Below are 11,833 nucleotides of genomic sequence, written 5' to 3' on the forward strand. Positions count from 1 at the left end.
AAGGCCGCTCATACCGCGACCGCCCGCCGAATGGCGCTCCAGCATCAGGGCGCCGGCGCGGTCCAGTCCTCCGAAGATCGTTCTCAGCATGGCGGTTCCTCCCGTCTGCCCCGCGTCGGTCGCAAGGTCTTTGCGAGCCGGGCTCTCCGGTCTCGTCGGGAAGGGTGATTAACGGGGCCCCGTTTCTCCTCGCGGTCGTGACGGCGCGAAAGTGTTTCGCGCCCGTTGCGCGGGACGGGAGCCTCGTGACGTCGCACGCGACACGAAGCGGCAGAGAAAGGAAGCCGCAGAGCTGCGCCTTCGGAGTGAAACGCGATCGCCCCCCGATGTCACGCAGACGGCGTTCGGCCGAAACCCGCGCTTTCTAGACGTTCGGTCCGACCAGGGCGCCAGGCCCGGTCACGATCGCCGCCCCGGTCCGGGAGCCGGCCTTCCCGAAGGACCATCCGCATGCTCGCCCTCGCCGCCGACGCCCTTCCTCAAGCCACGCTCGCCCCGGTCGGCGCGAGCATCGCCGTTCTGGCCGCGACGGCAGCGGCACGCGGGCTGGCGGCGCGGCGCGCGGCGCGGCGCGGCGAAGGTGTCCTGACCGGTGCGGCGCGCCGGCGCCTGCGACGGCTCAAGGGGCTCCTGGCGCTCGGCGCGATCCTGGCGCTTGCGCTCCTGTGGCGGGGCGAGATCGGGGCGGCCGCGCTGCAGCTCGCCGCCTTCACCATGGCGATCGTCATGGCGTTCAAGGAACTGGTGCTCTGCGCGACCGGATCGCTCCTTCGGGCCGGCGGCGCGATGTACCGGATCGGCGACGTGGTGGAGATCGACGGCATGCTGGGCGAGGTGACCGACGGGACCTGGCTCACGACCCACGTCGCGGAGCTCCGGGTCGACGCCTTCGGCCGCCGCGCCACGGGCCGCTCCCGCGTCCTGCCCAACAGCCGGCTCTTTGCGGCCGACATCCGGGTCGAGCGCACGGCGGGCGACTTCGTGTTCCACGCCTTCTCGATCACGGCCGGCGCCGAGACCGACGTCGCGCATGCGCTGGAAACCCTCGAAGCCTCGGTGGAGCGGGCAACCGCAGCTCTAGCCGGACGGGCGGCCGAGACCGGCGCGGGCGCGGGGCGGCGGCTGCACCGGCGCCTCGATGCCGCGCCCGGACGCGTCGCGCTGGCCACCACGGAGATCGGCCTGCCGCGCTTCGACGTCGTGCTCTTCTGCCCGGCGAGCGAGATCCACGCCCTGGAGCGGCGCATCCGCCTCGACCTCGTGGAGGAGACGACGCGGCTTCCCGCCCGGCCGCTCTTTGCGGAGGGGCTGCGCCTCGTGGCGGGGTGAGCGAGGCTTTGGGCCTGGGAAGCGCCCGTGGACGGTCGCGGCAACCGCGCCGCCCACGGGCGCTTTGAACCCCCTTTTTTCAAGTGTGACAGATTGACGACCCTTCCCTAATCGGTAGGATGTCAGACCAATTCTCCGGTTATGGACCGACGTTTTCTGGACAGCTTGCCCGCCCTTCCCCCGGTCGACCGGCTTCGCGACACGGTCGAGGCCATCGGCCGCTTCGCCGAGCGCGCGGGCCTCGACGCGGGCGACCGGCTGCCGACCGAGCGGGCGCTCGCCGAGGCGCTGCGCGTCGGGCGCTCCACGATCCGGGAGGCGATCCGGCAGATGCAGGCGCTCGGCCTCGTCGAAACGCGAAAAGGAAGCGGCTCCTACCTTCGCCGTCCGCTCACCGCCTCCAGCCGCCACCTGCCGCTGACGATCAACGCGGGCAGCCTGCGCGAGGCGCTGCTCCAGACGCTGGACGTGCGCCGGGGGCTCGAGGCCGAGGCCGGCGCGCTCGCCGCCGAGCGCGCGGGGCGGGCCGAGATCGCGCGCATCGAGGAGAAGCTCGGGCTCATGGAGCGCGTCCACCTCGAAAAGGGCACGGCGGGCCGCGAGGACCTCGCCTTCCATCTCTCGATCTACGACGCGAGCGGAAACCCGCTCTTCGGCCAGTTGCTGGAACAGATGCGCGAGGCTTTCGAGAGCTTCTTCGCCAAGCCCTTCGACCGGCCGGACTTCGCGCGCCGCTCCTTCCCCTTCCATCGCGAGCTCTTCGACGCGATCGCCCGAGGCGATGCCGCGGGAGCGCGCGAGAAGACCCTCGCCATCCTCCGCATCGTGGAGGAGGACATCAAGGACATGTCTCAGTCGTGAACGACCTCTCCCCCGACGACGGCTTCGACGCCGCGCGCCTCCTGCTCGCGCATGACGAGGCGCATGCCTTCGACGCCGTGGTGCCGCCGATCGCGCAGACCTCGCTCTTCACCTTCGGCTCCTTCCAGGAGATGGAGGAGACCTATCTCGGGCAGCGCGTGCGCCCGACCTACACGCGCGGCCTCAACCCCACCGTCCGCTTCTTCGAGGAGAAGCTCGCCGGCCTCGAGGGCACCGAGGACGCCATGGGGTTCGCGAGCGGCATGGGCGCGATCTCGTCCACGGTTCTCGCCTTCGTCGAGCCGGGCGACCGGATCGTGGCCGTGCGCCACGTCTATCCCGACGCCTACCGCCTGTTCGAGATCCTGCTGCGCCGAATGAAGGTCGAGGTGACCTATGTCGACGGGCGCGACCATGACGAGGTGGCCAAGGCCCTGCCCGGCGCCAGGCTCTTCTACATGGAGAGCCCGACGAGCTGGGTGATGGACGCGCACGACGTCGGAGCCCTGGCGAGCCTCGCCCGCGAGCACGGCGTCATGACGGTGATCGACAACTCGTGGGCGACGCCGGTCTTCCAGCGGCCCGCCGAGCTTGGCGTCGACCTCGTGATCCACTCGGCCTCGAAATATCTCGGCGGCCATTCCGACGTGGTGGCGGGCGTCGTCGCCGGCACCAAGGCCGCGATCGCGACGATCCGCGCCCACACCTACCCCTATCTCGGCGCCAAGCTCTCGCCCTTCGACGCTTGGCTGCTCGTGCGCGGCCTTCGCACCCTGCCGATCCGCATGCGCGCCCACGAGGCGGACGCGCTCGTCGTCGCCCGCCATCTCCTGGCGCACGAGGCTGTGGAAAGCGTCCAGCATCCGGGGCTCGCCAACGCGCTGCCACCGGGACTGACGGGCACGAGCGGCCTCTTCTCCTTCACGTTCCGCGAGGGCGTCGACGTCGCGCGCTTCGCCGACACGCTGAAGCTCTTCAAGCTCGGCGTCTCCTGGGGCGGGCACGAGAGCCTGTGCGTGCCGGGCCGCGTCGTCCTTTCGCAGAACCAGGGCCCCAATTCCGGCCATGCCTTCGGCATCTCGCAGCGCTCGGTGCGCCTGCATGTCGGCCTCGAGGGCGCCGGCGCGCTCCGAAACGACCTCGACGCGGCGATCCGCGCCGCGGTCCTCTAGACCTCGTTCCAACCCAAAGGGAGACCTGCATGACGATTGCCCGATCCGCCACGGCCGCGCTTCTTGGCGCTGCGCTGAGTTCGACGCTCCTTTCGGGTGCGGCGATGGCGCAGACGACGCTGAAGCTGACCGAGGTCATCACCAGCCCCGCGCGCACGCAGACGCTGCAGGAGATCGTCGCCAAGTTCGAGGCGGCCAATCCCGGCGTGACCGTCGAGATCACCTCGCTGCCCTGGGGCGAGGCCTTCGAGAAGTTCGCCACCACCGTGTCGGCGGGCGAGACGCCCGATGTGGTCGAGATGCCCGACACCTGGGTCGCGCTCTACGCCAAGAACGGCGCGCTGGAGAGCCTCGAGCCCTATCTCGCCAAGTGGTCGGGCGCCAAGGACCTCAACGACCGGGCGCTCCAGTTCGGCCGCATGACCGACGGCAAGACGGCCTACATGCTGCCCTACGGCTTCTATCTCGGCGCCATGTTCTACAACAAGACGCTGTTCAAGGAGGCCGGCATTGCCGAGCCGCCGAAGACCATCGCCGAGTTCCAGGTGGCCTCCGAGGCGGTGTCGAAGCTGCCGGGCAAGTCGGGCTACTGCCTGCGCGGCGGGCGCGGCGGCCTCAACGACTGGACCGTCTTCATGAACGCCATCGCGGGCGACAACACCTACTTCAAGCCGGACGGCACCTCGACCTTCGCCGACCCCGAGAAGGTGAAGGGCCTCGCCTGGTACGTCGACTACTACAAGAAGGGCCTCGCCCCGAAGGACTCCATCTCCTGGGGCTTCAACGAGACGGTGGCGGGCTTCTATTCCGGCACCTGCGCCATGCTGAACCAGGACCCCGACGCCCTGATCGCCATCTCCGAGCGCATGAAGCCGGAGGAGTACGGCGTCGTGCCGCTGCCCAAGGGCGAGGCGGGCAAGGCCTACCCCGTGATCGGCTATGCCGGCTGGTCGATGTTTGCCAACTCCCAGAACAAGGAGATGGCCTGGAAGCTGATCGAGACGCTGGAGGGCACGGAAGGCAACGTCGCCTGGAACAAGCGCACCGGCGCCCTGCCGGCGCTCAAAAGCGCCGAGAACGACCCGTTCTACGCCAGCGACGCCTTCAAGGGCTGGTTCGATAGCTTGCGCGATCCGAACATCGTGCCGACCTCGCTGCCGAGCTACCTCGAGGAGTTCGCCTACTTCAAGGACAGCCTCGTGCCCTCCTCCTCGCAGCGCGCGCTGCTCGGCGAGATCACGGCCGAGGAGATGGCCAAGGAATGGGCGGACTACCTGACCGCCGCCCAGCAGAAGTACATGGCCGCCGCGCAGTAAGGCGCTCCCGCACGGGGCGGCGCGCCCGGGCGCGCCGCCTCCCATTCGTTTTCGAAGTTCCAAGGATCGCCGTGACCCTGACCGCCGCCCTCGGGGCCAAGCCCGGCACGAGGCCCCCCGCGGCCTCGCGCCTCCTGCGACGCGCCGAGCCCTATCTCTACGCAGCGCCCGCCCTGATCCTGATCGCGGCCGTGATGCTCGTGCCGCTCTGCATCGGCGTGTCCTACGCCTTTCGCGACATCCGCATCCTCAATCCCTTCTCCGGCGGCTTCGTCGGCTTCAAGCACTTCGTGGCGCTGTGGAGCGACCGCAACTTCTGGACGGCGCTGGAGAACACGGTCTGGTGGACCGCCTCCTCGGTCGCGCTCCAGTTCGTGCTCGGCCTGACGCTGGCGCTGCTCCTGAACCGGCCCTTTCCCGGTCGCGGCATCGCGCAGGCGCTCTGCTTCGTGCCCTGGGCCGTGCCGACGTTTCTGGGCGGCCTCGACTGGGCCTGGCTCTTCAACCCCGTGGTCGGTCCCCTGCCGCACTGGCTGGCGGCGCTGGGCATCCTCGAGTCTCCCGTCAACATCCTCGCAGATCCGCAGCTCGCCCTGATCGGGCCGATCGTCGCCAACGTGTGGTGGGGCATCCCCTTCTTCGCGATCACGATGATCGCGGCGCTCCAGTCCATCCCGCGCGACATCTACGAGGCGGCCTCGATCGACGGCGCGGGGCCGGTGCGCCAGTTCCTGTCGATCACGCTGCCGTTCCTCGCGCCCACCATGGCGATCACCATCTTGCTGCGAACGGTGTGGGTCGCGAACTTCGCCGACCTCATCGTGGTGATGACCGGCGGCGGCCCCGCCGACCGGACGCAGATCGTGGCGAGCTACATCTTCACCACCGCCTTCCGGAAGCTCGACTTCGGCTACGCCTCCACGATCTCGCTGGTGCTCCTGGCGCTTCTCCTCGTCTACTCCCTGCTTCTGGTCTCGCTTCGCCAGATGCTTCTCAACAAGGACTGACCCGATGCGCGCTTCCCGGATCGCCGGCACGCTCGCGCATCGCCTGAGCGTCCTTCTCTTCGTCGTCTTCGCCTTGTTTCCCTTGTTCTGGCTGCTCAAGGTCTCGCTGACGCCCAACGACCTCATGTATTCGGAGGGCGTGCGGCTCTGGCCCTCGCGCGTCAGCCTCGAGCACTTCCGCTTCGTGCTCCAGAACTCGAACTTCCCGCTCTTCTTCCGCAACAGCCTGATCGTCTCTTTGTCGACGGCGGCGATCGTGACGGTGATCGCGGCGCTCGGCGGCTACGCCTTCTCGCGCTTCCGCTTCCGCGGCAAGCTCGTCGTGACGGGCCTCCTCCTCGTCACGCAGATGTTTCCGCTCGTCATGCTGATCGCCCCGATCTTCCGCATGCTGACGACGCTCGGCCTCACCAACTCGCTGACCGGCCTCGTCGTCGTCTACACGGCGTTCAACGTGCCGTTCGCGATCTTCCTGATGCAAAGCTTCTTCGACGCCATCCCGCGCGACCTCGAGGAGGCCGCCGAGATCGACGGGGCGAGCCGCTTCCGGGCGTTCCGCGAGATCATCGTGCCGCTCACCCTGCCCGGCATGGCGGCGACGCTCGGCTTCGTCTTCACGGCGGCCTGGAGCGAGCTTCTGTTCGCCCTGATGCTGGTGTCCAAGGCCGACGCCTCGACCTTCCCGGTGGGGCTCCTTTCCTTCGTCTCGAAGTTCGGCGTCGACTTCGGGCAGATGATGGCGGCCGGCGTCCTCGCCCTCATCCCCGCCGTCCTGTTCTTTCTCCTGATCCAGCGCTTCCTCGTCGCGGGCCTCACGGCCGGCGCGGTGAAGGGCTGAGGGAACCGCTTCCATGGCCACGATCGACATCCGTGCCGTCCGCAAGAGCTTCGGCCCGATCACGGTCCTCCATTCCGTGGACCTCGCGATCCGCTCCGGCGAGTTCGTGGTTCTCGTCGGACCGTCGGGCTGCGGAAAATCGACGCTGCTGCGCATGATAGCGGGGCTGGAGGAGGTGACGGGAGGCGAGATCGCCATCGCCGGAACCCGCGTCAACGACGTGCCGCCGCGCGACCGGAACCTCGCCATGGTGTTCCAGTCCTACGCGCTCTACCCGCACATGAGCGTCGAGGACAACATGAGCTACGCGCTCAAGCTCCGGCGAACGCCGCGCGAGCGCATCCGCGACGCGGTGGCGGGCGCCGCCGACAAGCTCGGCCTCAACGCCCTCACCAAGCGCCGGCCGAAGGCCCTGTCGGGCGGCCAGCGCCAGCGCGTCGCCATGGGCCGCGCCATCGTGCGCGAACCCGCCGCCTTCCTGTTCGACGAGCCGCTCTCCAACCTCGACGCGCGCCTGCGCGAGCACATGCGCGCCGAGATCAAGAAGCTCCATGCCGAGCTCGGCGCGACCTCGATCTACGTCACCCACGACCAGATCGAGGCCATGACGCTGGCCGACCGGATCGTGGCCATGGAGGGCGGCGAGATCCGGCAGATCGGAACGCCCACCGAGCTCTACGAGCGCCCGGCCAACCGCTTCGTCGCCGGCTTCATCGGCTCGCCCGCGATGAACTTCGTGTCCGGCACCTCGCGCCGCGTGTCGGGCGCCGCGCTCCTGGATCTGGGCGACGGCACGAGCCTGCCGCTGCCGCCGGGCACGCCCGAGGGCCGGCGCCTCGTGGTCGGCATCCGCCCCGAGCACGCCCTCGTCGGCACCGCGGCGGATGGTCCCGGGGCGCTCGTCCTGCCGGTCGACCTCGTGGAGCCGACGGGTCTCGGCACGATCGTTCACGCGCGGCTTGGCGCCCATGCGCTGAAGGCTTTCGTCATGGGTGTGACGTCCGCCCGCGCGGGCGATCGCGTTGCCTGGCGCCTGCCGCCCGAGCGGCTCCACCTCTTCGACGAGGCGAGCGGCGAGCGGGTCGAGCCGCTGCACTGACGCCACGCCACCGGCTCCACGCCGGTAGGCGGCCACGCGAATCGCCGGGAACGGCAGGTTCGCGCGCCCTGTTCCCCGGGTCCTGACGCAAAGAAACCCGGGAGACATTCCTATGAAGACCCTGATGCTGGCGGCTGGCCTCGCGCTCGCCTCCACCGCCGCCTTCGCCCAGTCCTCGCCCGCCGACTTCGCGGCCATGGCCGCCTCGGGCGGCATGTTCGAGATCGAGTCCAGCCAGGCCATCCTGAAGGACGGCACCCAGAACGCCGACGTGAAGGCCTTCGCCGAGCAGATGATCAAGGACCACGAGCAGGCCGCGGCGGAACTCAAGGCGGCGGCCGCCAAGTCCAACGTGCCGGTACCCACGGCGCTCGCTCCCAAGGACGCGACGCGCCTCAAGAACCTCACCGAGGCCAAGGGCGACAAGACCGCCGTTTACGTGACCGAGCAGCGAGAGGCCCATAACGACGCGGTGACGCTCCACCGCGCCTATGCCGAGTCCGGTACGGACGCCAACCTCAAGGCCTATGCCCAGAAGGTCGTGCCGATCCTGGAGCAGCACGCCCAGCATGCCGACATGCTGGCGGGCGAGGTGAAGGCCGCGAAGTAGCGCTTCGGGGCGGGGCCGTGCCTTGCCGCGCGGCTCCGCCCCTCCCATAACGTCCTGCGGCGCCCGTTTCTTTCCGCGACCTCCGGGACCTTGATCGCTTCCCCTCCCACCCCGCCCGAGCCGGCTCCGCCCGCCATCCTGTCGCGGAGCCTTGCCGCGCGGCGATTCTACAAGGGGCTCGGGCTCGTCTTCCTGGGACTGGCGATCGCCGGCATCGTGCTGCCGGGACTTCCGGCCACGCCCTTCGCGCTGCTCGGCGCCTGGGCGTTTCGGCGCGGCTCGCCCGAGTGGGCGGCGCGTCTCGACCGCGATCCGCGCTTCGGTCCGGCCCTGCGTGCCTGGCGCGAGCGGCGCGCGGTATCGCGCCGCGCCAAGACGCTGGCGGTCGTCTCGATGGCCGCGAGCTACGCGCTTCTCTGGGCGAGCGGGGCCTCGGGTCTGGTGCTCGGGCTCGTCGCCGCGACGCTGATTCTGACCTCGAGCTATCTTCTGTCGCGCCCGTCCGCGTGAAGACTCTTGCAATTCTTTGCAACTCCTCCATTGCTTCCCCGTTCACAATCCCGCATGAAGGATGCAGGCGGATGAGTGTCCGCCCGGGAACAATGGAAAAGTTTAATGGCCATCGGCACTGTGAAGTTCTTCAACGCGGATAAGGGCTTCGGTTTCATCACGCCCGACAACGGCGGAAAGGACGTCTTCGTCCACATCTCCGACGTCGAGCGTTCCGGCATGACCTCGCTGAAGGACAACCAGAAGGTTTCCTTCGACACGCAGGACGACACGCGCGGCAAGGGCCCCAAGGCCGTCAACCTGAAGTCGGCCTGACCTCAAGTCCTGTCTCGCATCGGCTGTTTGGCCGCAGCAAGCTCGAAAAGCCCCGCTCCGGCGGGGCTTTTTCGTATCCGCCGGCGCAATCCCGGCGGATCGCTCGCACGCGAGCTTTCTTGACGTTTCCGTGAACTCCCCTCTTTGCGAAACCGTGATGCGAGAGACCGGGGAGCGCGGCGCGATGGACTGGATGGTGCGCGGCGCCGAGGCGGACGAGGAAGCCGAGGTGCGTCCCGACGCCGCCGCCTCGCGCGAGGCCAAGGTGCTGGCCCCCGCCGAGAGCTACCCGCGCATCGACCTGCGCGTGCCCGGCGAGCCCTGGGAGCGCCGGCGCCTCGCCGGCAAGAAGCTGCGCGAGACCGTGCCCCACGCCGCCCATGCCGAGCCGATCCCGCTGGAGGGCCGGGTCGACCCGGTCGCGCTGGTCGAGGCCTCGAACGCGGGACGCCAGGAGCGGCTCGTGCCCATGCGCATCGCCCGCATGGCCCAGTCGCCCTTCAGCTTCCTGCGCGGGGCGGCCTCGGTCATGGCGGCCGATCTCGCCCGCACGCCGCGCTCCGGCATCGACGTCGTTCTCAACGGCGATGCGCATCTCGCCAACTTCGGCCTGTTCGGCACGCCCCAGCGCGACGTGGTGCTCGACCTCAACGACTTCGACGAGGTGACGATCGGCCCCTGGGAATGGGACCTGAAGCGCCTCGTGGCCTCGCTCAACATCGCCGCGCGCGATGCCGGCGTCGGACGCTCGGAGCGGCGGCGCGTGGTCAAGGGCTGCGTCGAGGGCTACCGCCTGTCGATGATCGAGCTCGCGCCCCAGGGGCCGATCGACGTGTGGCACCGCGCCGCGCGCGCCGAGGATCTCGACTTCAAGGGCATCAGCATCGACGCCGAGTCCGCCGAGATCCTCCATCGCTCGGTGGAGAAGGCGCGCCGGCGCAACAACCAGTCGCTGCTCGCCAAGGTCGGAGAGCGGCAGGTGGACGGGGGTTGGCGCTTCCGCACCGACCCGCCCATCCTGACCGCGGTCGACGACGCGACGCGCGAGGCCGTGATCACGGGCCTCGAGCACTATGCCGAGAGCCTGCCGCGCGAGCGCCGCTTCATGCTGAGCCGCTACCATGTGGTGGACGTCGCGCACCGGGTGGTGGGCGTGGGCAGCGTCGGCACGCGCGCCTTCGTGGCGCTGCTCTTCGGCAACTGCGACCACGACGCCCTGTTCCTCCAGGTCAAGGAGGCCGTGCGCCCGGCCGCCGCCCCCTTCGTCCCGCCGCTCCCCGAGCCCTATGGCTCGCATGACGGGGCGCGCGTCGTCTACGGCCAGCGCCTTCTCCAGGCGGTCGGGGACCCGCTGCTCGGCTGGACCACGATCGAGGACCGGCCCTTCTACGTCCGGCAGATGAAGAACATGAAGGGCGAGATCCCGCACGCCATGCTGAAGGGGCGCTCGCTCGTCTTCTTCGCCTTCGGCTACGGCGCGCTGCTCGCCAGGGCGCACGCCCGCACCGGGGATGCCGCCGCGATCTCCGGCTATTGCGGCAGTGCCAAGGACGAGGGCCTCGACGAGGCGCTCGCCGACTGGGCGGAAGGCTACGGCGAGCAGAACGCGCTCGACCACGAGGCGCTGGTCCAGGCCATCGGCAGCGGGCGCCTCGCGGCCAGCGCGACGCCCGACGGGTAGCCCGCCCCCGCCTTGGCTCCGCCCGCCCGTCCCCGTCAGCTCGCGACCTGGCGCGACCGCTTCGCGGCGCTGCGCCACGTGCCGCCCTTCCTCGCCCTGGTGTTCCGGGCCGAGCCGGGGCTCGCCCTCCTTTCGGCCGCGCTCCGGCTCGCCCGCGCGCTGCAGCCGATCGCCGCGCTCTATGTCGCCAAGCTCATCGTCGACGAGGTGGTGCGCCTCGCCGCCCTGCCGCGAGCGGCGGAGTTCTCGCTTCTCGATGATCGCTACCGCCTCGTCCTCTGGCTGGTCCTGGCCGAGTTCGCGCTCAGCGTCGCGATGGACCTTCTCGGCCGGCTTGTGACCTATGCCGAGGCGCTGCTCGCCGACCGCCTCTCGATCCTCACCAGCATCCGCGTCATGGAGCATGCCGCGACGCTCGACCTCGCGCGCTTCGAGGATGCCGGCTTCCAGGACCGGCTGGAGCGGGCGCGGCGCTTCGCCAGCGGGCGCACGACGCTTCTGTCGAACCTTCTCGGCCAGGCGCAGAGCCTCGTGACCGTGGTGGGCTTCGCGGCCGGGCTCGTCGCCTACACGCCCTGGCTCCTCGGCCTGCTTCTGGTCGCACTCGTGCCCGGCTTCCTCGCCGAGGCGCATTTCAACGCCGAGGGCTACCGCCTGTCCTTCGCGCAGACGGCGGAGCGGCGCGAGCTGGATTCGGTCCGCATCACGGCGGCGAGCGCGTCCACCGCGCGAGAGGTGCAGATCTTCGGGCTCCACCCCTTCCTGATCGAGCGCTACCGCCGCCTGTCCGACGCCTTCTACCGATCCAACGCCGCGCTCTCCGCCCGAAGAGCCGGGTGGGGCACGCTCTGGGCGGGGCTCGGCACAGCGGCCTATTATCTCGCCTACGGCGTGATCGTCGCGCGCACGCTCCAGGGCGCCTTCTCGATCGGCGACCTCACCTTCCTGTCGGGCGCCTTCCTGCGCCTGCGCTCGCTGGTGGAAGGGCTGCTTTCCTCCTTCTCCTCGACGGCTGGCCAGGCGCTCTATCTCGACGACCTCTTCGGCCTTCTGGAGGAGCGGGCGAGCCTGCCCGTGCCCCTCCACCCCCGCCCC

General features: G+C 69.8%; 11 protein-coding genes and 1 pseudogene. All 12 read left to right on the top strand.

Translation table 11 applies throughout. The features are described from left to right. Window positions 1-450 precede the first annotated feature (450 nt). A complete protein-coding gene (locus tag AUL35_RS08295) occupies window positions 451-1,329 on the top strand; it encodes a mechanosensitive ion channel family protein (protein WP_062013942.1) in 879 nt (292 codons plus the stop codon). A 141-nt stretch (window positions 1,330-1,470) separates the two neighbouring features. Further along, on the top strand, window positions 1,471-2,190 hold the full coding sequence (locus AUL35_RS08300) for a FadR/GntR family transcriptional regulator (RefSeq protein ID WP_062013944.1): 720 nt from the start codon (window positions 1,471-1,473) through the stop codon (window positions 2,188-2,190). Next, the gene (locus AUL35_RS08305) at window positions 2,187-3,362 is read left to right on the top strand and encodes a PLP-dependent transferase (RefSeq protein ID WP_062013946.1); all 1,176 of its coding nucleotides are present in this window, start codon (window positions 2,187-2,189) and stop codon (window positions 3,360-3,362) included. Before AUL35_RS08300 ends, AUL35_RS08305 begins: the two co-directional genes overlap by 4 nt. Window positions 3,363-3,391: 29 nt before the next feature. Beyond that, the gene (locus AUL35_RS08310) at window positions 3,392-4,678 is read left to right on the top strand and encodes a sugar ABC transporter substrate-binding protein (RefSeq protein ID WP_062013948.1); all 1,287 of its coding nucleotides are present in this window, start codon (window positions 3,392-3,394) and stop codon (window positions 4,676-4,678) included. A gap of 77 nt (window positions 4,679-4,755) precedes the next feature. After that, window positions 4,756-5,685, top strand: a complete 930-nt coding sequence (locus AUL35_RS08315; protein WP_062013959.1) for a carbohydrate ABC transporter permease — start codon at window positions 4,756-4,758, stop codon at window positions 5,683-5,685. A 4-nt stretch (window positions 5,686-5,689) separates the two neighbouring features. Then, entirely contained in the window at window positions 5,690-6,523 is an 834-nt protein-coding gene (locus tag AUL35_RS08320; RefSeq protein WP_062013950.1) for a carbohydrate ABC transporter permease, read from the top strand. Window positions 6,524-6,536: 13 nt separating this feature from the next. Further along, a complete protein-coding gene (locus tag AUL35_RS08325) occupies window positions 6,537-7,622 on the top strand; it encodes an ABC transporter ATP-binding protein (protein WP_062013952.1) in 1,086 nt (361 codons plus the stop codon). 112 nt (window positions 7,623-7,734) lie between these two features. Beyond that, complete coding sequence (locus tag AUL35_RS08330) at window positions 7,735-8,232, top strand: DUF4142 domain-containing protein (RefSeq protein ID WP_062013954.1); 498 nt, start codon at window positions 7,735-7,737, stop codon at window positions 8,230-8,232. Between the two features lie 90 nt (window positions 8,233-8,322). Beyond that, entirely contained in the window at window positions 8,323-8,742 is a 420-nt protein-coding gene (locus AUL35_RS08335) for a YbaN family protein (RefSeq protein ID WP_082666202.1), read from the top strand. A 105-nt stretch (window positions 8,743-8,847) separates the two neighbouring features. Continuing rightward, window positions 8,848-9,057 (top strand): cold-shock protein, encoded by a 210-nt coding sequence (locus AUL35_RS08340; protein WP_062013956.1) that lies wholly within the window; start codon window positions 8,848-8,850, stop codon window positions 9,055-9,057. Window positions 9,058-9,214: 157 nt separating this feature from the next. Then, entirely contained in the window at window positions 9,215-10,738 is a 1,524-nt protein-coding gene (locus tag AUL35_RS08345; protein ID WP_244493706.1) for a DUF2252 domain-containing protein, read from the top strand. Window positions 10,739-10,750: 12 nt separating this feature from the next. Beyond that, window positions 10,751-11,833, top strand: a pseudogene (locus AUL35_RS08350) (ABC transporter ATP-binding protein); the annotation flags it as partial.

The organism is Aureimonas sp. AU4 (assembly GCF_001463765.1).
GTDB lineage: Bacteria > Pseudomonadota > Alphaproteobacteria > Rhizobiales > Rhizobiaceae > Aureimonas.

Coding starts and splice junctions, on each gene's coding strand:
- AUL35_RS08325 (WP_062013952.1), top strand. CDS start 6,537: ATGGCCACGATCGACATCCGTGCCGTCCGCAAGAGCTTCGGCCCGATC.
- AUL35_RS08330 (WP_062013954.1), top strand. CDS start 7,735: ATGAAGACCCTGATGCTGGCGGCTGGCCTCGCGCTCGCCTCCACCGCC.
- AUL35_RS08300 (WP_062013944.1), top strand. CDS start 1,471: ATGGACCGACGTTTTCTGGACAGCTTGCCCGCCCTTCCCCCGGTCGAC.
- AUL35_RS08295 (WP_062013942.1), top strand. CDS start 451: ATGCTCGCCCTCGCCGCCGACGCCCTTCCTCAAGCCACGCTCGCCCCG.
- AUL35_RS08310 (WP_062013948.1), top strand. CDS start 3,392: ATGACGATTGCCCGATCCGCCACGGCCGCGCTTCTTGGCGCTGCGCTG.
- AUL35_RS08345 (WP_244493706.1), top strand. CDS start 9,215: ATGCGAGAGACCGGGGAGCGCGGCGCGATGGACTGGATGGTGCGCGGC.
- AUL35_RS08340 (WP_062013956.1), top strand. CDS start 8,848: ATGGCCATCGGCACTGTGAAGTTCTTCAACGCGGATAAGGGCTTCGGT.
- AUL35_RS08320 (WP_062013950.1), top strand. CDS start 5,690: ATGCGCGCTTCCCGGATCGCCGGCACGCTCGCGCATCGCCTGAGCGTC.